General features: G+C 34.0%; 13 protein-coding genes, 1 tRNA gene and 3 rRNA genes. 10 read left to right on the top strand and 7 right to left on the bottom strand.

The window, feature by feature from the left end; all coding sequences use genetic code 11:
• The first annotated feature begins 49 nt into the window (after positions 1-49).
• Together LN42_RS11115 and LN42_RS11110 are read left to right on the top strand one after the other, a co-directional pair.
• Positions 50-286 carry an AAA family ATPase gene (locus tag LN42_RS11115; RefSeq protein ID WP_050899152.1) on the top strand — a complete coding sequence of 79 codons (237 nt, stop codon included), beginning with the start codon at positions 50-52 and terminating at the stop codon, positions 284-286.
• Positions 216-971, top strand: a complete 756-nt coding sequence (locus LN42_RS11110; RefSeq protein ID WP_337998608.1) for an AAA family ATPase — start codon at positions 216-218, stop codon at positions 969-971. Before LN42_RS11115 ends, LN42_RS11110 begins: the two co-directional genes overlap by 71 nt.
• Here the strand turns inward: LN42_RS11110 and LN42_RS04525 are convergent.
• From LN42_RS04525 to LN42_RS04505, 5 genes are read right to left on the bottom strand one after another with little or no spacing between them, the layout of a single operon-like run.
• Positions 940-2,625 carry an alpha-amylase family glycosyl hydrolase gene (locus tag LN42_RS04525; RefSeq protein WP_014296326.1) on the bottom strand — a complete coding sequence of 562 codons (1,686 nt, stop codon included), beginning with the start codon at positions 2,623-2,625 and terminating at the stop codon, positions 940-942. The two genes, LN42_RS11110 and LN42_RS04525, sit on opposite strands and share 32 nt — an antisense overlap.
• A 14-nt stretch (positions 2,626-2,639) precedes the next feature.
• Positions 2,640-3,452, bottom strand: coding sequence for a MurR/RpiR family transcriptional regulator (locus tag LN42_RS04520; RefSeq protein ID WP_014296325.1), 813 nt, complete (start codon positions 3,450-3,452; stop codon positions 2,640-2,642).
• Positions 3,453-3,467: 15 nt separating this feature from the next.
• Positions 3,468-4,439 carry a carbohydrate ABC transporter permease gene (locus tag LN42_RS04515; protein WP_014296324.1) on the bottom strand — a complete coding sequence of 324 codons (972 nt, stop codon included), beginning with the start codon at positions 4,437-4,439 and terminating at the stop codon, positions 3,468-3,470.
• Complete coding sequence (locus LN42_RS04510; protein WP_083635647.1) at positions 4,433-5,299, bottom strand: carbohydrate ABC transporter permease; 867 nt, start codon at positions 5,297-5,299, stop codon at positions 4,433-4,435. The genes LN42_RS04515 and LN42_RS04510 overlap by 7 nt, the downstream gene beginning before the upstream one ends.
• 60 nt (positions 5,300-5,359) lie before the next feature.
• Positions 5,360-6,640, bottom strand: a complete 1,281-nt coding sequence (locus LN42_RS04505) for an ABC transporter substrate-binding protein (RefSeq protein WP_014296322.1) — start codon at positions 6,638-6,640, stop codon at positions 5,360-5,362.
• Between the two features lie 446 nt (positions 6,641-7,086).
• Between LN42_RS04505 and LN42_RS04500 the strand changes: the two genes are divergently transcribed.
• A complete protein-coding gene (locus tag LN42_RS04500) occupies positions 7,087-9,147 on the top strand; it encodes an HD domain-containing phosphohydrolase (RefSeq protein ID WP_075780428.1) in 2,061 nt (686 codons plus the stop codon).
• A 14-nt stretch (positions 9,148-9,161) separates the two neighbouring features.
• A complete protein-coding gene (locus LN42_RS04495) occupies positions 9,162-10,820 on the top strand; it encodes a methyl-accepting chemotaxis protein (RefSeq protein ID WP_075780427.1) in 1,659 nt (552 codons plus the stop codon).
• Between the two features lie 123 nt (positions 10,821-10,943).
• Here LN42_RS04495 and LN42_RS04490 read toward each other — a convergent pair whose 3' ends face one another.
• Positions 10,944-11,828, bottom strand: coding sequence for an ADP-ribosylglycohydrolase family protein (locus LN42_RS04490; RefSeq protein ID WP_075780426.1), 885 nt, complete (start codon positions 11,826-11,828; stop codon positions 10,944-10,946).
• Positions 11,829-11,952: 124 nt separating this feature from the next.
• Here LN42_RS04490 and asnS point away from each other — a divergent pair, with 124 nt between their 5' ends.
• A complete protein-coding gene (asnS, locus tag LN42_RS04485) occupies positions 11,953-13,251 on the top strand; it encodes an asparagine--tRNA ligase (RefSeq protein ID WP_014296318.1) in 1,299 nt (432 codons plus the stop codon).
• Between the two features lie 31 nt (positions 13,252-13,282).
• On the opposite strand, the gene LN42_RS04480 is transcribed toward asnS, so the two are convergent.
• The gene (locus LN42_RS04480; RefSeq protein WP_014296317.1) at positions 13,283-13,768 is read right to left on the bottom strand and encodes a hypothetical protein; all 486 of its coding nucleotides are present in this window, start codon (positions 13,766-13,768) and stop codon (positions 13,283-13,285) included.
• Positions 13,769-14,119: 351 nt separating this feature from the next.
• On the opposite strand from LN42_RS04480, the gene LN42_RS04475 reads away from it, so the two are divergent.
• The 5 genes from LN42_RS04475 to LN42_RS04455 all read left to right on the top strand — a co-directional run bounded on the left by LN42_RS04475 (position 14,120) and on the right by LN42_RS04455 (position 23,416).
• Positions 14,120-15,659, top strand: a 16S ribosomal RNA gene (locus tag LN42_RS04475).
• 48 nt (positions 15,660-15,707) lie between these two features.
• Positions 15,708-15,783, top strand: a tRNA-Ala gene (locus LN42_RS04470).
• A 30-nt stretch (positions 15,784-15,813) separates the two neighbouring features.
• Positions 15,814-18,732, top strand: a 23S ribosomal RNA gene (locus tag LN42_RS04465).
• 34 nt (positions 18,733-18,766) lie between these two features.
• Positions 18,767-18,880 (top strand): 5S ribosomal RNA (gene rrf / locus LN42_RS04460).
• The 16S, 23S and 5S rRNA genes sit together here with 1 tRNA gene alongside, the layout of an rRNA operon.
• A 150-nt stretch (positions 18,881-19,030) precedes the next feature.
• A complete protein-coding gene (locus LN42_RS04455; protein WP_014296316.1) occupies positions 19,031-23,416 on the top strand; it encodes a PQQ-binding-like beta-propeller repeat protein in 4,386 nt (1,461 codons plus the stop codon).
• Positions 23,417-23,423: the final 7 nt, after the last annotated feature.

Genomic DNA, 23,423 nt, shown 5'->3' with positions numbered 1-23,423 from the left:
GAATTGGGAATTATTATGATATAATCATAATATAGGGAGGTGGAAAGCAGTGAAGAAGTTACCAGTAGGGATAGAAGATTATAAGGAAATAATAACAGGAGATTATATATATGTAGATAAAACAAAATATATATTGGAAATGGTATATTCAGGAATACCAACATTCTTATCAAGGCCACGAAGATTTGGAAAAAGTTTAACAGTATCAACATTATATTATTTATTCAAAATTATATTATTTATTCAAAGGAGAAAAAGAGTTATTCAAAGGGACATATATATATGACAAATGGGATTTCAAAGAGTATCCAATAATAAGATTAAACCTGTTTAAATCATCAACGGAGAGCGAAGAAAAATTCAAAAAAAGTCTGGTAAAGATGATAGAGCAGGAAGGTGAAAGAAACGGAATAGAGATAACTGAAACAGATTATACATTTGCATTTGATGAATTAATAATGAAACTTTCAAAAAAAGAAAAAGTGGTAATTTTAATAGACGAATATATAACAGAAAAAGAATTGCTTGAAGAAATGAAGAGATATTATAATGGATTTTCATTTGACGGAGAACATACAGTATATAATCCATATTCAATATTGAGATTTTTTTCAGAAAAAGAATTCCAAAACTTCTGGTTTGAAAGTGGCTCACCAAGTTTTTTGTATGAATATATAAAAGGCAAAAAGATAGAGTATGAAGATTTAGTAAAAACACCAGTAAGTGCAGAAGATTTCTCAACAAGAGAAATAGAAGATGCAAAAGCAAATATCTTCTTTACGCAGGCAGGGTATTTAACCTTTAAAGGAATAAAAAAATATGGATTAAAGAAAAAATATATACTGGACTATCCAAATTTTGAAGTGAAAGAAAGTCTTCTTAAAATACTTGAAGAGATAAATAAAAATAATAATAAAGCGAGGGAGTTTGCCCTCGCTTTTATTTCAACCATTTGGTTTCATATGGCTTAAGAATAATATGAAGTTTATTATCGGAAATATCAACAGAAGTGTTATTTAAAAAGTCATAAGGATTTTTAGAAAGCGGATTATCAATATCAAGAGTAATTTCTCTATTAGCAACATTGGTTAAAACAAGAACTCTTTCATCTTTAAATTCTCGCATAAATGCAAAAACAGAATCATCATAAAACATAACCATTTGTTTTCCTTTTGGATTAAATGCTTTGTGTTTCTTCCTAATATCCAGCATATGTTTGAAGGTATTAAATATCTTAAACCTTAAAGAACTTTTATCGTTTAATTCTGAAATTAAGGTATCATAATTCAATTTTTCTCTATTAATAGTTCTGTTCATTCCGGTGATTTTAACACCTTCAAGATAATTTCGTGATCCCAATAAACTGTGAATATAAATACCTGGAATACCTTTCATTGCAGCAGCAATTGCATAAGCGGAAATAAATTTTCTTATATTCAATTCCATTGATTCGTTTTCATCGTACAAAGCATCAAAATAATTAATATTCAACTCATACGGTGATTTTGTCCCATCAGGATTGCTTTTATAAGAAACAAGTCCGTTATTTCTTAAAGTATGTTCAACAAGAAAATCAATATCTTCATCTTTTAAAATTCCTTTTGCTGGCATTAATCCAATGCCGTCATGTGAAGCGAGAAAATTGAAAAAAGTAGTCTTATCAGATGGTGTTTCTAATGTATAAGCCCATTTTGATATAACAGTCGCATCATGAAATAAAAAAGAATATAAAACAAGGGGAGGAAGTGAAAAATTATAAACCATTTGAGCTTCATTATATCCATTTCCAAAATAAGAAATATTTTCATGATGCGGGACATTTGTTTCTGTAATCAGAATAACGTCTTTGGCTGTGAGATTTAAAATATCTCTAAACAACTGAATCATTACATGTGTTTGTTTTAAGTGGATACATGATGTTCCAATTTCTTTCCATAAATATCCAATAGCATCAAGTCTTATTAATTTAGCTCCCATTTTTGCGTAGAAAAGCAATATTTCAACAATTTCAAGGAACAAATCTGTAGATTTATAATTTAAATCAATTTGATCTTCACTAAATGTAGTCCAGATATGTTTTTCTTCGCCTGAAGCAGTTTTATATACATGTAATAAAGGTAGTGCCCTTGGACGAGTTACATTCTTTAATTCCTCCACAGGCTCCTGTTCAATAAAATAATTTTTGTATTTTTTATTTCCCTTTAAATATTCCTGAAACCATTTGCTTTCTTTGGAAATATGATTTATAACTGCATCAAACATTAGTTTGTAATCTTTTGAGAGCGATTGAATATCTTCCCAACTGCCCAATTCTGGATTAACCTGTTTATAATCAATTACAGAAAAGCCATCATCAGATGAATAAGGGAAAAATGGAAGTATATGTACAGTATTAATACTATCCTTTACATATTCATTTAAGAAATGATGTAAAGTATTTAAAGGCTTTTCATTATTTTTCTTTATAGAATCACCATAAGTAATTAAAATAACGTCCTTTTCCGAAAAATCAAAATCCTTATCAGAAATTTTATATTTTTCAATAATATTCATAAGTTTTTGATATACACCTTTTGCTTCATCGCCATATAAAAATTCTAATTTATCGTATATATTCTTATGCATAAAATACACCTCTTTTACTGGAACTTTTTTGGCTCAATAACATTTTTCAACTTATTAAAATGTTTATCTGTAAATTTCTTTGAAACCACGAGGTTATAAAGTATTTCTATCATATACATTTCGCCTATTCTATCATGGGTAAACTCATTCTCAGAAGGATCGCTTGGTGTAGTATATATAACAATATCTGAAATCTTACTTAAAGGTGAATTTACACCTGATGTAATAGCAATGGTAAAAGCTCCAGCGTCCTTTGCAACTTGAGTTGATTTAAACACATCACGTATAAATCCTGAATGGCTTATTGAAATAACAGTATCTTCAGAGGTTAATCCAGCGCCAACAATAACCTGCATATGAGGATCGCTGTATGCCATTGCAGAAAAACCTAAAGCAGCAAATTTTAGTGAACTATCAAGAGCAACAGGAAAAGATCTTCCAACACCAAAAAATATAAGTTTTTTAGATGCAAGAATTCTTTCAGCTACTCTATTCAACAAATCTTTATCGAGATTCTGGTTTATAAGACTTAAACTTTTACAAATCTTATTATATAGATTTGAAAAAATATCCTGCTCAGTTTCAACTGTTTCAAAAACAGGCTCGGATAATTCTTTGGCAAGAGAAATTTTAAAATCCTGATAACCGTTAAATCCCAGTTTCTTAATCACTCTATAAACAGTTGTTTCACTTACTTCAGCCCAATTTGCCAATTCAGTAATACTATAATGAATTACATCATCAGCCCTTTCAATAATATAATCAGCTACTTTTTTTTCTCTTTTTGTAAGAGAGTTATATATACCTTTTATTTGGTTTATAATCATAAATGGTCACCTCTTTTATTCTTTTACACCACCGGCAGTTAATCCACCTGTTAAATATTTTTCCATCATCATAAACATAATAACAACAGGTACTGCAGTAACAACAGATGCTGCCATCATTTTTGCCCATATTGCATGTTCAGAATTAAATATTTCATTTAAACCAAGAGGTAGAGTATAAAATTCCGGGAATGGTCTTACAAAAATTGAAGCAAATAAGAACTCATTCCAGGCTATCATAAACGCATATATATATACAGTAATTATAGCAGGTAAAGATAAAGGAATTATTATCTTTGTGATAACGCCCATTCTTGAAGAACCATCAATAATAGCAGCTTCTTCAATAGATCTTGGAATTGTTCTAAAATAATTACCAAGCATATACAAAGAAACAGGTATAGTTTGAACAATATATATAATGAATAAAGCGATAGCGGAAGAAATCCCTGATGATGTCAATCCAATTTTTACAAAAATTTGATATAGAGGTACTGCAAGTATAGTGCCTCCAAAGAGATAAACTACAAGAACACCTCTTTGAATAGTTCCTCGCCCCTTAAACTCAATCCTACTAAATGCATATGCTCCGAAAACCGATAAAATTAAACTTACCAGAGCACTCAAACCTGCAAGAAGCAAAGAATTTCTAAAAAATCTTAAAAATGGGAATGACTCCTTTTTTCTTTGTGCATTTATTTGAGCAAGAACAGCTTCTTGCTGGTCTTTAGGCAAAGTTTTTATAAGATCCAACAATTGTTGTTGCTCATTACTCAATTCCTCTCTTATGGACTTTTTAAATCCAAGTAATATAGCATAAGTATCAAGTGTAGGGCGTTTAGGTATTATACCAGGATCAAAAGCATCTGTATCATATCTAAAAGATACAGAAAGCATCCATGCAAATGGATAAGTAATAAATATTACCAATAATATAATCAAAGTCCAGAAACCAATTATTTTCAAAGGGCTTTTTCTTTTTACCATTTTAACACCTTCTTTACGTATATACCGATTAATGCAATCATTATTACAAATAATATAGTTGCAATTGCAGCTGCGACACCCTGTTCCGGTAATCCAGCAAATGCTTTTTCATAAATATAAATAGGTAAAGTATTAGCGAATTTTGACATAAGATAAACTTCATCAAACTTGTAAAAATTCCAGATACCTCTTAGCAAGGCAACAGAACCTATAACAAAATACAATTCTGGTAATGTAATATGAACAAACTTCTGCCAATCGCTTGCACCATCTATTTCAGCTGCTTCATAATAATCTGTAGGAATAGATTGAAGCCTTGATAAAATCATCAAATAAACAAATGGGAAATTTCTCCATATATTAAAAATCGAAACAACCCAGAAAGCATTATTGGGATTATTTAAAAAGTCATTTCCTGGATTCATGCCAAAATTAGCAAGGAATTTCATTAAAGGTCCATCAATAGGTAAAAATATATATTTCCAGGCAAAAACGATTGCAATTAATGGAGTTACATAAGGCAATAACAATAAAGCTCTAACAACATTCCTTCCAGGAAACTCCCTGTTTAGCAATAATGCCACTCCAAGTCCCAACAAAATACTTCCTACAACAGTTGTAACAGTAAACAGAACAGTAATTCCAAATGATTTCCAGAACGAGGAATCAGATAAGATTTCTCTATAATTCTGCAACCCAACAAACTTATTTGGGGCATCTGAAATTGACACCTCAAAAAAACTAAGATAAATATTATAAAATACAGGATATAAAATCAACAAAGCAATTAAAATTACAGTTGGCATAACCAATTTCCAGCCAAATCTCGCTTCACGTTCCTTTAACGACATCACAGCCATATTTCAAACCTCCTTTTTAAAAAAAGGGGGACAGAATTCCCCCTTTTTCATGAAAAAGAATTATTTTCCAAGAATCTTTTCTGCTTCTTTTTGTGCCCACATTGCAGTTTGCTGTGGTGTCCAATCATTTGCAAACATATAATTAATAGCCTTACCTATAACAAAATTAGCGCTTAATTTACTCATATCTGTAATAACCTTACCGTTAATAAATTCAAATCTTTCTACAGAATCAAGTGCTGCAACAATTTCTGCGATTTTAGCTTTTCCATATCTTTCAAGAACAGGATTATCAAGGAATTCATCACTTTCAGCTACAGATTTTCTTGTTGGATTCATTCCGCCTGGTGCCATATGTACCCAGTAAACATAGTTTTTATCTGTCATAAGGAATTTAACAAATTTTTCTACTTCGCTTGCGTTTGCATTCTTTGTAATACCAAGGGCTACAACCTGTCCATAAGATGTTGGTCTTACATTAATCATTTTATTTGCAAAACCAGTATTAACAACTAATTGAGGATTAAAGTTATCAATTCTTCCTCTTTGTACCTCTTCAACAGCAATATCGTCCATAATATAAGTTGAATAGAAAATCATTGCTGTTTCGCCTCTTAAATAACCCTTTAAAGCGTCAAGAACATCTGTAAAACCAGGTTTTGAATATTTACCCAATTCCTTATAGAATCTGAAAGCTTCAATCATTTCTGGTGTATTAAAGGTTACATTTCCATTTTCGTCTATAGGTCTTGCACCATTTGCAAGAGCAATTTCTGTAAATACCTGTTCTGCATAAGCATTTGCCTTTTTAGGTAAAATAATACCGTAAACACCTTTCTTTGGATTATTTAATACCTTTGCAGCTAAAGCGATATTATACCATGTTATTGGATCGCCAAGATCCTGTGCTTTAAACCAATCTTTTCTATACCATATACCCTGTACCCATGCGTGGAAAGGAATTGCATAATATTTACCTTCGCCATTACTTAATAATCTTGCTGCACCATTATAAACATCACCAAAATCATTTATAATCTTTGTTGCAAGGTCAACATTCATGAAATTTTCTGAACCTAACAACAACATTGGTTCAATACCACTTTCAATTAGATCAGGTAATGTTCCAGCATTTTTTGCAATAGGAATCTGTTTCAATAAATCATTTTCTTCAACAGGAACAACTTCAACATCAATACCTGTTTGAGCTTTAAAAATTGTTGCAAGAGCTCTAATTCTCTGCATTCTGTTAGATTCAACCTCTGTTGTCCAGAAAGTAATCTTTGCGAATACAGCAGATACCAATAAAACTACCATTATCAAAACCAATAATCTCTTCATCACAATACCCCCTTTAATAGAATTTCTTTTTTATTTCAAAAATAAAAAAGAAAATTTTCATTTTAATTATACAATAAAAAATTTTTTTTCAAAAATCCATTATTGACAATTAAAAAGGATGATATGAAAATATAGCATATTAAAAGATAAAAACAAATGAAATCGAAATTATGTTAATAAAAGGTTAAAAATGATAATTAAGCATATACGCAAAACAAAAATTATTAAATTCCAAAAATAGAATATATTGACTATCATAAACTTTTTAGTTGTTTGAAGTTACCTTTTTTTAACAAAAACGCAAAAAAAAAAAAAAAAAAAAAAATAAACAAAAGAGTTATAATTTTAATGATTTAGCGTTAAATTATAGCTCTATTTTGCAAATAACGTGTAAATGAAATAATATATAAATGCTGTAATTTATTTAAGTAAGTGGAGGAACAGGAATGAGAAAGAAACTAATAATATTAATACTTTTTTTATCTATTTTTGTTATTACAAATTTAGGGGAAATATTTTCAGTTGGTGTTTATGATAATCCGCCTTTAGTGTATTTTGAAAATAATAAAGCTAAAGGCGTTTTTGTTGATATATTAAATGAAATTGCATTATCTGAAAATTGGAATATTATTTATAAATATGGTACGTTTAGTGATCTGATTGAAAAATTGAAAGAAGGAAATATTGATATGATGTTAGATGTTGCCTATTCAAAAGAACGGGCAAAATTTTTTTACTATAATAAAGAGCCAGTTTTTACAAATTGGGGAATGGTATATACACGAGATGAAAATATAGAGTCTCTACTTGATTTTGAAGATAAAAAAATTGCTGTTATTAAAAATGATATTTATTATGTTGGAAAAGAAGGAATTAAAAATATTTTAAATAAATTGCACATAAAAGCGTCTTTTATTGAAGTTTCTTCTTATGATGAATGTTTAAAATATGTATATGAAAAAAAAGCAGATATCGCAATAATTAGTAGATCATATAATGGAAATAATTATGGGCTAAAAAAAACGCCTATAATTTTTTCTCCGGTAGATGTATATATAGTTTTTTCCCATTCTATTAATGAAAATATTATAAATACAATAGATGCATATTTGCAAAAATGGAAAAATCAAAATAATTCAATTTATTATATGATAATAAATAAATATTTTTTTAATGAAACAATACATTTTCCCAGGTGGTTTTTTATAACAATAGGGGTTATTTTATTGTTATTATTAATTGTTTTAACTTTATTATATATATACAGGAAACTACTAATAAGAGCTACATCTGATCTTAAAATAAAAAATAAAAAACTTGAAGCATTTAACGAAGAACTTGTAGCTATGAGCGAAGAACTTGAAGATCTTTATAATAAAAATAATGAATTTTCTAATAATTTATTTAGAATGACGGAAGTTCTTTCTCATATGATACCAGGTAATTCGTTTGAAAAATTTTATAAAGAAGTTCTTGAATTAGTTATAGAAATAGTGCCGGAAGCAGATTATGGAAGCATTGTGTTAATTGATGTAGAAAAAAAGACAACAAAATTTATAGCCTCTTATGGTCATAGTTTCGAAGACTTAAAAAAGATAAAATCTTTAATTGGAAAAATTCCAAAACGTGAGAATACCCGAATTGTAAAAGATGTATTGGATGAAGAAAGGAATAAAGAATTAAATGAAAAGGATTATAAAACTTTAAAAAATGCAGTTAAACCGATAAAAGAAACATTAATTCGAGAAATACAATTAAATCCAAATATATGGATAAAAATAGCTGTTGATATTGCTGAAAATTCAAAGAAAAATTTTTCGGAAAATTCAATGAAATTAATAGAAGGTTTTGGTAATCTTATAAAAGCCTTTTGGTTAGAAAAATTATCTGTTCAGGAAGTTAAAAATGCATATTTGAATTTTGCCACAAAGCTTGCTATTATAGCTGAAGCACATGATGATATTACTGGCGCTCATATATATAGAGTTGGAAAGATATCAGGTTTTATTGCAAAGAAAATGGGACTAAATGAGGAAAAAGTAAAAGAAATAGAAACCTTTGCACCACTTCATGATATAGGTAAGATATTTATTAATCGAGATCTTTTAACGAAATCGGACGAATTAACTGAGGAAGAATTTGATTTAATAAAGCAACATACAATATTTTCATTAAAATTATTAAATGATCCATACTTTATTACTGCTAAAAATATAGCTTTATATCATCATGAGAGATATGATGGAAGTGGATATCCATTTGGTTTAAGTGGAGATGAAATTCCAATAGAAGCACAAATTGTAGCTCTAGCAGATGTTTATGATGCTTTACGCTCTGTGAGAACATATAAAATAGCATTTAGTCATGAAGAAGTTGTAAAGATTATAACTGAAGGAGATGGCAGAACGAAACCGGAACATTTTCATCCGGAAATATTGTCATTATTTAAAAAATATCATAATGAAATAAGGAAGATTTATGATGAAATAACAAAAGAACATTTTTAGATTGGGGGGGTATTATGAAATTAAAAACGAAGATAGGTTTTACAGTAGTTATTTTATTGCTTATGCAAGTTGTAGTTTTTATTTTAAATAACAACTCCATAGCAACAATTTTAAATAATGAACACATATTGTCTGAAAAATATGTGGAAAATATGAAAGAATTTGGAAAGTATTCTGTTGAATTCATGGAAGCAAGAAAATTTGTTGCAGAATATATAGCATTTAATGATAAAAAAATAAAATTAGAAGCAGAAAAAAAACTTGATTATCTAATAAAAAAAATAGAAGATCTTAAAGTAAATGAGGATTTGATACCTTTAAAAAAGCAAACAATAAGTGCAATAGAAGATTATAAAGAATTATTACAATCATATAATTCTGTTGAAGATATAAAAAATGATGCAGAAAATTTTAGAAAAATAGGCAAAAATGCGGTTGAAACATTTCAAAAATTTCAAGAAAGTATAGATAATAAAGTATTGGAAATGACAGATTATAATTTTAAAAATGGGAAAAAAGCTAAAACTTTTGGAATAATAGTTATAGTATTTTCATTAATTATAGGAGGTATAATTTCAATATATTTAATTAGAACAATTACAAAGCCACTAAATATATTGATGGAATATGCAAGAAAATTATCTAACAAAGATTATACAGTTAAAATTCCTCAAATAAAAGATAATAGTGAATTAGGAGAATTAATAAACGTGTTTAAGATTATGCACGAACACTTAAAAAAAGATATGGTTCAATTAAAAGAAGAAAGTATTATCCTTATAAGCTCAATGAAGGAAATAACTGATTCGTTGGATGTTTCATCTGTAGCTGTTCAGGAAATAGCTACATCTGTTAGTAATATATCCACTGAAATGGAAGATGTAACAGCATCAATTCAGGAAACTACAGCATCAATAGAAGAAATTTCATCTGCTACAAAACTCATCGCAGATGATGCATCCCAGGCAGCACAATTTGGACATGATTCAACAGAAATGGCAGAAAAAGCCGGAAAAATAGTAGAAAGTTCTATAAAAAAAATGGATGAAATTACAGAAGTAACTTTTGAAATTGATAAGGTAGTAAAGGAATTTAATGATAGTGCAGCTAAAATTAATGAATTCGTTGATACAGTTTCTAATATAGCAGAGCAAACCAATCTTCTTGCATTAAATGCTGCGATTGAAGCTGCGAGAGCTGGAGAGGCTGGAAAAGGTTTTGCTGTTGTTGCTGATGAAATAAGAGTTTTGGCTGAAGAAAGCAGAAAAGCAGCGAATGAAATAAGAGAAGTAGTTGATGGTGTAATGAATGTATCTAAAGAAGCTTTAAATGTTTCAACAGAAATAAATAAAAAGGTTGAAGAAGGTTCGGAGCTTTCAAATAAAGCAGGTGAAAATTTAGATGAAATATTAAAAGCCATGAAAGAAATAACAAATAAACTTGAAGGTATTGCAGCAGGAGTTGAAGAACAAACGGCTGGTGTTGATGAAATAGCAACTGCTATGACAGAGCTTTCAGATAATTCTATGAAAATAAATGCTGCTGTTCAGGAGATAAATGCATCTGTTGAAGAACAAACAGCAAATATAGAAAATATAGCTTCTGAAGCCGATAATTCAAAAGAATTGGCAATAAGGCTTGAAGAGATTGTAAAACAGTTTAAATTAAATTAAAATAATTAAATATGCAGTTATCTCAAATTGATGGCGGTCTAAGTTTGGTTAAAAACAGTATTTTAATATGTTACGTTAATTTAGATCAAATAAGAAAATGCCTGATTTTGAACAGGCATTTTCTTATTTATTACACAACTTCTCTGCAAGTTCCAATATCATGTCTTTTTTTGAAAGCTTTAAAAGCCAAACCTTTGGAATATTCTCTAATCCATAAAGAGCACCAGACATTTGTCCAACAATAGCACCTAATGTATCTGTATCTCCGCCAAATCTAACAGCTGTTAGAACAGCATCTTTAAATGAATTAGTATTATGAATAGTCCATAATGCTATTTCAAGTGAATTTATGGCTTTTCCGTCGTTTATTAAATCATTTATATCTTTATATGTAACATCAACAATTTTAAGTTTTACATCATAAATTAAGTCCATATGTCTATGAACTTCTTCTAATAAAACGCGTTTTGTAGCGCCATTAATTGCCTGTTGTATAAATCCACCGATGAATTTGCATGAATGAATTGAATAGATATTATTATGAGTGGTATATGCGCTTTGTCCTGAATAAAAAACAGCATCATTAAAAGAATTTTTAAAGTACATAGGAATTGGAGCAAGTCTTGCTAAAGGTTTATGTGAATCTTTATCTATTATCTTTGGCAAAGAAGCGTCTTTTTCATATTGAATTAATGCATCCATTGTTTGGTTATCAATTCCAAAAGCCGTTTTTTTACAGGAATAGAGACCTTCATCAATCCATTTTAAATATTTTTTCATTTGACTATCAAAATCAAAACCGTCTTCTATTAAACTTTCTGCAAGGCAAAGAGCCATAGAAACATCATCTGTCCATTCGCCGGCATTTAAATTATATATTCCACCGCTATGAAAATCATTTATTTCAGGAAGCTTTTCCATATCTATATATTCAAAAGGTGCTCCTAATGCATTTCCAATTGCTAATCCAATTAAAGCACCTAAACATCTATTTTTTGTTTCTTTCATTGTACCATCCCCTTGACTGATTTTTATATTTTAATTATATCATAGATTTTGACACAATTGTATTAGCGTGTTATAATATAAAAAATAGAGATAAATAAAATATTGTGATTTGGGAGGGAAAAGTATGGAATGGATATATATAAAAGATATGAAAAAACATATAGGTGAAAAAGTTGAATTTAGAGGCTGGCTCTGGAATAAAAGAGTTAGTGGTAAAATAGGATTTTTACAATTAAGAGATGGAACAGGTTTTGTTCAGGGAGTTGTTGAAAAATCAACACTTGGTGAAGAAAAATACAAAGAAGTAAAAAAATTAAAAATGGAAAGCTCATTAATTGTTAGAGGAACAGTTGTTGAAGATCAAAGATCACCAGTTGGATTTGAATTACACATTGATGAAGTTGAAATAGTACATAATCCATCAGAAGATTATCCTATTTCAAAGAAAGAACACGGAATTGATTTCTTAATGGAACACAGACATTTATGGTTAAGATCAAGAAGACAATTCCATATATTAAAGGTAAGACATGAAATAATAAAAGCTATAAGAGAATTTTATAACAACGAAGGTTTTGTATTAATTGATACTCCAATATTTACAGGTTCAATTGGTGAAAGTGCAGGAAATACATTTGAAATAGACTATTTTGATTATGGAAAAGTATATCTTGCACAGACAGGTCAGTTATATCTTGAAGCAGCAGCTATGGCTTTAGGTAAAGTATACAATCTTGGTCCAACATTCAGGGCTGAAAAGTCAAAAACGAGAAGACATCTTATAGAATTCTGGATGAATGAGGCAGAAGTTGCTTATTATACACATGAAGACAATATGAGATTACAGGAAAATCTTGTATCATATGTGGTTAAGAAAGTCCTTGAAAATGCTTCTGAAAATTTAGTTGCTCTTGGAAGGGATATAAGTAAACTCGAAAAAATAGAAGCGCCATTCCCAAGAATTACATATACAGAAGCAATAAAATTATTAAATAAAAAGGGTTCGGATATACAATGGGGTGAAGACCTCGGAGCAGATGATGAAACATTAATCTCTGAAGAATTTGATAAACCTGTTATTATAGAAAAATATCCAAAATCAGTAAAGGCATTCTATATGCAACCAGATCCAGAAAATCCAGATGTAGTATTATGTGATGATATGATTGCACCTGAAGGATATGGTGAAATAATTGGTGCATCTGAAAGAATCTGGCAGGAAGATGTATTAATTGAAAGATTAAAAGAAAACAACTTACCAGTAGAAGAATATCAATGGTATCTTGATTTAAGAAAATTTGGTTCAGTTCCTCACAGTGGATTTGGTCTTGGAATTGAAAGAACAGTAGCCTGGATATGCGGCCTTAAACATATAAGAGAAGCAATACCATTTGCAAGAACATTATATAGAGTGTATCCATAATAATAAAACCCGCTCGATTTGAGCGGGTTTTTTATTTATTCTGAGTCACATATAAATTAAAGGTAGCATAATCATTTTCATCATCATTATCTGGTTGTTCATCACCGCCACGTGCATTATCAATAACAAAAACATAACTTCCTTCTGGAATTTCTCCGGAGAATGTATAATTATTTTCAGTATAAAAAATCTTATGAAGTACATAGTTAAAACTTTTATCATAATATAAATTATCGAAATCATCTTCTGTAAGAACATAAAATTCAAGGCCATAATCGCCATCCCAATGAGTAAGTTCAAAATTGAAATTTAAAATAGCTGTGGAATCAAAGGTAAAAACCTTTAAAGGAGATAAGTAATGTCCTTCTGCAACAGACCAATCCTTCCAATCCAATAAAACGATATCATCAGTATTAGTGTCATTTTCATTATTCAAGATTTGAGTTCTATCGAGACAGGAAGAAAAAATAAATAATAAAGATAAAATAAAAATACTAAAAAAACCTATTTTTTTCATAAAAACACCTCCGAATTAAAAAGTTTTAAACTTAATTATAACATATTTTTTAAAAAATAAAAAATCGTATCCATGTCAAGCAAAAAAATCAGAAAAAATAAATAAAAATAAAAAATCTAAAAACATTATAAATAAAGGTTTATAGAAGATAAAAAGAATGAATTCACGTACGTTTAACGAAATTAACGAAACTGTAAGTTGACAAAAGAGGAAGAAGGTGGTAATATATATACTCGGACGCGGGTGAGAGCGTCTGGAAGAAAAAGAGAGAAGGAAGAGAAGCTCCTTGACAAGTGAACAGAGACACCCAGCGGAAGTAGATTCAAAGAGTTAAGATCGAACTCGAAATCTTGGATGGAGGGTTTGATCCTGGCTCAGGGCGAACGCTGGCGGCGTGCTTAACACATGCAAGTCGAACGAGGAGGCAGCCTTCGGGCTGTAGTACTAGTGGCGAACGGGTGAGTAACGCGTAGGAAGGTGTCCTCCAGACCGGGACAACCACTGGAAACGGTGGCTAATACCGGATGAGCCCGAGAGGGGAAAGCGAGCTAAGGCTTGGCTGGAGGAGCTGCCTGCGACCCATCAGGTAGTTGGTAGGGTAAAGGCCTACCAAGCCGACGACGGGTAGCCGGCGTGAGAGCGTGGCCGGCCACAGGGGCACTGAGACACGGGTCCCACTCCTACGGGAGGCAGCAGTGGGGAATATTGGACAATGGGGGGAACCCTGATCCAGCGACGCCGCGTGGAGGAAGAAGTCCTTCGGGACGTAAACTCCTGAACTTACCGAACAATAAGGATGGTAGGGAATGGCCATCTGATGAGGGTAGGTAAGGAAAAGCCCCGGCTAACTACGTGCCAGCAGCCGCGGTAATACGTAGGGGGCGAGCGTTGCCCGGAATCACTGGGCGTAAAGGGGTGTAGGCGGTCTAATAAGTCAGATGTAAAAGGCCCTGGCTCAACCAGGGAAATGCGTCTGAAACTGTTAGACTTGAGGTTGCTAGAGGGAGACGGAATTACCTGTGTAGCGGTGAAATGCGTAGATACAGGTAAGAAGGCCGGTGGTGAAGACGGTCTCCTGGGGCAAACCTGACGCTGAGGCCCGAAAGCTAGGGGAGCAAACCGGATTAGATACCCGGGTAGTCCTAGCCGTAAACGATGCCCACTAGGTGTGAGCGGTAGTACCGTTCGTGCTGAAGCTAAGGCGATAAGTGGGCCGCCTGGGGAGTACGTCCGCAAGGATGAAACTCAAAGGAATTGACGGGGACCCGCACAAGCGGTGGAGCGTGTGGTTTAATTCGAAGCTAAGCGAAGGACCTTACCAGGGCTTGACATATAGGTGGTACTCTGCAGAGATGCAGGGGACCCGGTACTTCGGTACCGGGAGCCTATACAGGTGGTGCACGGCCGTCGTCAGCTCGTGCCGTGAGGTGTTGGGTTAAGTCCCGCAACGAGCGCAACCCTTGCCGTTAGTTGCCAGCACTTAGGGTGGGAACGCTAACGGGACAGCCGCCGACGAGGCGGAGGAAGGAGGGGATGACGTCAGGTAATCGTGCCCCTTATGTCCTGGGCGACACACGCGCTACAATGGTAGGGACAGAGGGCAGCGAGGCCGAGAGGTGGAGCGAATCCCAGAAACCCTACCCCAGTTCAGATTGCAGTCTGAAACCCGACTGCATGAAGCCGGAATCGCTAGTAATCGCAGGTCAGCCACACTGCGGTGAATACGTTCCCGGGTCTTGTACACACCGCCCGTCAAGCCACCCGAGTTGGAAACGCCCGAAGATGGTGAGGCTAACCGAAAGGAGGCCAGCTATCGAGGGTGGAGTCAGCGAGGGGGGCTAAGTCGTAACAAGGTAGGTGTACCGGAAGGTGCGCCTGGATCACCTCCTTTCTAAGGAGAAAAAAGGAATGGGTGTCTCTGTTCAGTAGTGAAGGAGTAGGGGTAGTAGCTCAACTGGGAGAGCGTCTGCCTTGCACGCAGAAGGTTAGGGGTTCAAGTCCCCTCTACTCCACCAGCTCATTGACAAGTGCATAGTGAAAGATAAGGTCAAGGTAAAAAGGGCTTACGGCGGATGCCTAGGCGACGGGAGGCGAAGAAGGACGTGGCAAGCTGCGAAAAGCCACGGGGAGCTGCAAGCGAGCGTAGATCCGTGGATGTCCGAATGGGGGAACCCAAAAGATCCCGAAAGGGAGGCGAACCCGGGGAAGGGAAACATCTTAGTACCCGGAGGAAAAGAAATCAAGAGAGATTCCCTGAGTAGTGGCGAGCGAAAGGGGAGGAGCCCAAACCATACTGGTGTAAAAGGGTGCTGCCGTTGCCAGTATGGGGTAGCGGGACATAATCGGAGCCGACAGCACGAGGCTCGGTCACGAAGCATGTATAGCCGAAATACCTGGGAAGGTATGCCGGAGAGGGTGAAAGCCCCGTAGGCGAAATACATGTGAGTGGCTGGATTATGATCCCAAGTAGCGTGGGACACGAGGAATCCTGCGTGAATCAGGGTGGACCACCATCCAAGGCTAAATACTACCCGTCGACCGATAGCGTAGAAGTACCGTGAGGGAAAGGTGAAAAGGACCCCGGGAGGGGAGTGAAAGAGAACCTGAAACCGTAAGCCTACAAGAAGTGGGAGCTCGAGAGAGTGACCGCGTGCCTTTTGATTAATGTGCCCACGAATTGCATGTACTGGCGAGGTTAAGCCGGGAGAGGCGAAGCCGAAGTGAAAGCGAGCCTGAAGAGGGCGGATAGTCAGTATATGCAGACCCGAAGCCAGGTGAGCTATCCATGGGCAGGGTGAAGTTGCGGTGAAACGCAATGGAGGCCCGAACCGGTATGCAGTGAAACGCATTCGGATGACCTGTGGATAGGGGTGAAAAGCCAACCGAACCTGGTGATAGCTGGATCTCCCCGAAACGTGTGTAGGCACGGCCTCGTACAAGACTAACGGGGGTAGAGCACTGATAGGCGTAGGGGGGTAACCTCCGAAACTTGTCAAACTCCGAATACCGTTAGTTGATGTACGGGAGACAGACTGTGGGGGAAAAGCTCCATGGTCGAGAGGGAAACAGCCCAGACCGCCAGCTAAGGTCTCGAAGAGACGGCTAAGTGTGAAAGGTAGTGGACTGCCAGAGACAGCCGGGATGTTGGCTTAGAAGCAGCCATCATTAAAAGAGTGCGTAACAGCTCACCGGTTGAGGCGGACTGCGCCGAAAATGTAAGGAGGCTGAAGCCGTACGCCGAAGCTGCGGAATCTGCGGATTGGTAGGGGAGCATTGTGCAGTAGGGAGAAGGTAATTCGTGAGGATTACTGGACGAAGCACAAGAGCGGATGTGGGCATGAGTAACGAGAGGAGGGTGAGAATCCCTCCCCCCGAAAGCCCAAGGGTACCTGGGGAAGGGTCGTCCGCCCAGGGTAAGCCGGGACCTAAGGTGAATCCGAAAGGAGTAACCGATGGGAAACTGGTAAAGAATCCAGTGCCATGTATATACGAGATAAGAGGGGGGACGCAGAAGGCGAAGCCTCGTGAGCAAGTGGCACGCTCATCCAAGCGCAAAGGACAGAGAAGGTAGTAGGTAAATCCGCTACTGGAGTCTGAAGCGTGAAGGGGAGGACATAAGTCCAACGAGGTGGTAGCCCGGCTGCCAAGAAAAGCCTCGCTTATCGTTGAGTATATACATGCCCGTTCCGAAAACCGACACAGGTGGGTGAGCTGAGAAGGCTAAGGGGAGCAGGCTAACCTCCGCTAAGGAACTCGGCAAAATAGCCCCGTAACTTCGGGAGAAGGGGTGCTCCTTGGTGTGGGCAACTGCACCGGGGAGTCGCAGTGACAAGGCCCAGGCGACTGTTTACCAAAAACACAGGACTCTGCGAACTCGGAAAGAGGAAGTATAGGGTCTGACGCCTGCCCAGTGCCGGAAGGTTAAGGGGAGTTGTGAGAGCAACGAACCGAAGCCCCGGTAAACGGCGGCCGTAACTATAACGGTCCTAAGGTAGCGAAATTCCTTGTCGGGTAAGTTCCGACCTGCATGAATGGCGTAACGATTTGGGCACTGTCTCAGCGGAGGGCCTGGTGAAATTACAGACTGGGTGAAGATGCCCAGTACCCGCAGTTAGACGGAAAGACCCCGTGGAGTTTTACTGTAGCCTGACATTGTAACTTGTCATGTTGTGTACAGGATAGGTGGGAGGCAGAGAAACCTGCTCGCCAGGGTAGGTGGAGCCGCCGGTGGGATACCACCCTCAGCATGATGGGTTACTAACCATTGAGTGTGAAGAGCACTGATGGGACAGTGTTAGGTGGGCAGTTTGACTGGGGCGGTCGCCTCCTAAAGAGTAACGGAGGTGCGCGAAGGTAGGCTCATGTGGGTTGGAAATCCACAGGAGAGTGTAAAGGCAAAAGCCTGCCTGACTGCGAGACTGACAGGTCGAGCAGGGTGGAAACACGGTCTTAGTGACCCGGCGGATCCGAGTGGAAGGGCCGTCGATCAACGGATAAAAGTTACCCCGGGGATAACAGGCTTATCGCGCTCAAGAGTTCATATCGACGGCGCGGATTGGCACCTCGATGTCGACTCATCGCATCCTGGGGCTGAAGTAGGTCCCAAGGGTTGGGCTGTTCGCCCATTAAAGCGGTACGTGAGTTGGGTTCAGAACGTCGTGAGACAGTTCGGTCCCTATCTGCTGCGGGCGTAGGAAACTTGAGGGGGGTCACACCTAGTACGAGAGGACCGGTGTGAGGGTACCACTGGTAAATCAGCTGTTCCGCCAGGAGCAGGAGCTGAGTAGCCACGTACCTGACCGATAACCGCTGAAAGCATCTAAGCGGGAAACGGGCCCCGAGATGAGGTTTCCCACTCCATATGGAGGTAAGGGCAGTTCGAGACTAGGACGTAGATAGGCCGGAGGTGTAAGTACAGTGATGTATTGAGCCGACCGGTACTAATAGCCCGAGGCCTTGACCTTATTGAGTAACTATGCACATGTGAATGAGAGATTGAGGGGTGCAGATACCGGATATGGGAACACGCGGACCCATCCCGAACCCGACCGTTAAGCATATCCGGGCCGATGGTAGTATGGCTTGTCCATGCGAGAGTAGGTAGCGCCCCTCTTTTTATTTTTCCCCCAGTCAAAAGACTGGGGGTTTTTGTTTATGTTATTAATAATTTATTATTAATAAATAGTTTATACAAAATTAAATATATTTTTTTATATTTTTTGATATAATTATTTTTGATATATTTAATTTGGAGGGATTAAAATGAAAAAATTTATAATTAATTATATTATTTTTATTTTTTTGATCTTTGTTTTAAGTTCATGCTCTTCTAATTATTTTAATGGATTATTTAATTTTGATATTTCCAGTATCTTTAAAAATCCTTTTATTGCGTCTTCTTCGAATACTACTTCAAAATCCAATAACGCTGCATTAAGTAGTCAGACTTTTAATATAAAGACTATTGATATTAATACCAAAATTAGAGGTTCTTTCATTACATATAAAGATTATATTGCTTTTCATGATCTTGATACTTTATATGTTTTTAAAGATTTTAAGATGATTTTTTCTAAAAAATTTGAATCTTCTTTGTTTAGCAACTTTCTCATTTCCAATAAATCTGAGCTTGTTTTTTCTAACGGCAATACACTTTATTTTTATAATTTTTCCAATAATAATCTCTTTAATTTTAAATTTGAGGATAATATTAAATCCATTGCTTTAACTCCATTTGATGAATATTATATTTTAACTGTGAATGGTAATATTATTAAATTTGTTGATTTTAAAAAGGTCTGGATAAATAGTTTAAATACTTCAGTTACTTCAAAATTGCTTGTTACCTATAATAATAATGTTGTTTTTGGAGATATTCAGGGGAATATTTATATTTTTAATTCTTTAGGTGATAAAATTGCTACTTCTAAGGTTAATGGAAGTGTTATTGGTAATTTTGCATCAGATAATTTGGGGAATATATATGTTATTACAAGTACAAAATGGCTATATGTTATTTCTACTAATGGAAAAACTATTTGGAAAAAGCATTTTGATAACGATAGAATATTATTAAATATATTAGTCGATAAAAATAGAAATATTTATCTTACCACTACAGGCAATATTTATATGTACAATTCTAATTTTAAACTTGTTAAAAAAGTATCTGTAAACAATTTAATTGCTAAATCTATTCTTACTAATAAAGGAATTGTTACCGGAGCAATTGATGGAACTATTTTTATTTTTGATTTTAATAAAAAGAATTTATCAAGATATGAAATTAAGAAAAAAATTACCAATACCAATATCTTTTTAGATGATGGAAAAATTTATTTTGTATCTGAAAATAGTATTGTTTCTATTGATATTGAGAATCTAAGAAAAGAAGAATTGTATTGGACATATTCATATGGTTTATTAAATAGGCAATATGTTAATTTGCCACCTGTAAATGTTCGAATTATCTATCCAGCTAATAATTCAAATACTTTAATTAAAGATAAAATCAAAGTTGTCTGGGATTCTAAAGATTTAAATGGAGAGAATTTAAAATATGATTTATATTTTGGAACATCAAAGAATAATTTAAAATTAATTGCTGGGAATTTATCAGCAAAGAGCTATTATTTAGAAAATTTAGACGGAAATGTATCATATTTCCTAAAATTAGCAGCAAAAGATAGCAATTTTTCTATTTTTAGTAATACAATTCAATTTAAGGTAAATTATGCACCGGATAAACCTGTTGAAAAAAATCCGGTTAATCATTATACCAATGTCTCATTATCTCCTGTATTAAAATGGATTGCGAGAGATAAAGATAGTAAAAAGCTATTATTTAATCTTTATTTTGGACAATCTATTGATAGTCTGGAAAAAATAGCTGAAGGATTAGATGTACCGGAATTTTCTTTAAATCAAAAACTTGAACCTGGAAAGCAATATTACTGGAAAGTTGAGGTTTTTGATGAGCTTGGAAATAGAAATGAAAGCGATGTTTTTGATTTTGTTACATCACATGCTCCGGAGAAGCCTGAAATTATTTTTCCAGATATAAGTGAGGCTATTTCAAAAGATTCAACAATTGTTTTTGCTTCAAAAGATATTGATAATGATCCTCTGTTATATGATATTTATTTTGGAAATAATATAGATTCTTTAAAGAAAGTAGTAGAAAATTATAGTGAAAATAAAATAAGAATTTCAGAATTTTCTCCTGGTAAAAGATATAAATTAAAAATAGCAGTAAAAGATGGAAAAGGAAATTATGTCGAAAGTAAGATATATGATATAAAGATTAAATATGAACCAAAATTAAATTGGAAATATTATACCAGAAATAGAATTAAAGGTAATGGGGTACTGGATGATGAAGGTAATATTTACATTGGAAATGATAGTGGATATTTTTATAAATTGGATTCAAAAGGATCTATAATCTGGAGGTTTAAAACAGAAAATAAAATATGGTCAACGCCATTATATGCTGATAATCTTATTTATTTCGGAAATAATGAAGGATACTTATATGCTTTAAATAAAAATGGAGATTTAAAGTGGAAATTTAAAAGTGAAGATATTATAACTGCTTCACCTGTAATTGATAATAAAGGAATAATATATATAGGAAGCTGGGATGGTTATCTATATGCAGTTAATCCAGATGGAACATTAAAGTGGAAGTTTAAGACTAATAATTCAATTAGCGGAAGTCCAGTTATCGGAAGAAGCGGAACATTGTATATAGGAAGTTGGGATGGCTATTTATATGCAATTAATAGAGATGGAACGTTAAGATGGAAGTATAAAACTGAAAATAGAATTTCTCAAACTCCAGCTTTGGATAACAATGAAAATATATATATAGGCAGTGAAGATGGATATGTATATTCTCTTGATTATAACGGCAATTTAAGATGGAGTTTTAAAACAGAAAGTTATATTAAATCATCTCCAGTAGTTGATGAAAATGGCACAATATATATAGGTGGTTGGGATAATTATTTATACGCAATAAATTCTGATGGAACCTTGAAGTGGAAGTTTAAAACTCAATATATAATAACTGGATCAGCTGTATTGGGAGATAAAGGAAATATATATATTTCCAGTTATGACCACAATATATATTGTCTCGATACAAGAGGAAGATTAAATTGGAAATTTAAAGTAGAAGATATAATAGATTCTAATCTACTTTTAGATAATAATAATTTGATTTTTAGCGATGTTAGTGGAAATTTATATTCTATTATCGTAGAAGATAAGGGTTTAAATGAAAAGGCTCAATGGCCAGCATTTAAAAAGAATAATTATAATGTTGGAAAGATAAAAATAGTTAAGAATTTGTTGCCTCTTGGTCCGGATAATCCTGAACCATCCAATGGAGAGGTAAATGTTCCTACGGATATAACTTTAAGCTGGATGGCTTATGATATGGATGGAGATAAACTGGAGTATACAGTCTTTTTTGGAGAAGATAAAGATAATTTAAAAGTAGTATTGAGAAATGTTGACACATTAACCTATACTCCTGAAAAATTAAAACCAAAAACTACATATTATTGGAAGGTTATAGTTAAAGATTCCAGAAACGCTGTAAAAGAAGGGCCTATATGGAGTTTTAAAACTGTAAATCCATATGGTAAGATTAAATGGAATTATAAAACTAAAGGATGGATAGAAAATACACCTTTAGTATTAAATAGTGGAATATATTTTGGTAGCTACGATAGATATTTCTATGCAGTATCTTTTGAAGGTGTTTTAAAATGGAGATTTTTAACAAATTCTGAAATTATTGCGTCTCCAAATACCGATGATGGAAGAAATATATATTTTGGAGACAGCTCAGGAAGGTTGTATTCAATAACAAATGATGGTACTTTAAACTGGAAATTGAATTTGAGAGGTAAAATACTTTCAACTCCATTAATAGCAAATAACAGAATTTATGTTGGCACATCAAAAGGTGTATTATATTCAATAGATTTAAATGGAAATATTTTATGGACCTTTAAAACAAATGATTATATATTATCAATGCCTGCATTTTATAATGGAAATATAATTTTTGGTGGTTCAGATTCATATGTTTATTCTCTTAATGAAAGAGGTGAATTAAACTGGAAATTTAAAACTGGAGGATCTGTAAAATCATCTCCAGCTATAGATAAAGAAGGAAATATTTATATAGGCAGCGATGATAATTATTTGTATAAAATATCAAAATTTGGAAAGTTAATATTTAAATTTAGAACCAATAGTTCTATACAAACAAAGGTTAGCATAGATGAAAATGGAAATATATATTTTGGAAGTCTCGATTATTATCTTTATGTTTTAAATCCAAAAGGAGAATTAATAAATAAATTTAAAACTGATGGTGAAATTTATTCGACACCTACCTTTGATGATAAAGGTTATATATACTTTGCAAGTTTAGATTCTAAAGTTTATGCATTAAATAAAGATTATAGCATCGATTGGATATTTAATAGTGGATATGGTATTGTTTCAAGTCCAATTATAAAAGATGGAATTTTATATATTACAAGCAGGGATGGAAATTTATATGCTATAAAAATTGAAGGACATAACACACCTGAAAAATCCATAATAAAAAATTATTATAATAAATGAGGAGGTT

The organism is Marinitoga sp. 1137 (assembly GCF_001941525.1).
In the GTDB taxonomy this organism is placed as follows: domain Bacteria; phylum Thermotogota; class Thermotogae; order Petrotogales; family Petrotogaceae; genus Marinitoga; species Marinitoga piezophila.
Note: the sequence above shows the minus strand (reverse complement) of the source record. Positions and strands in the feature narration are given on the sequence as shown.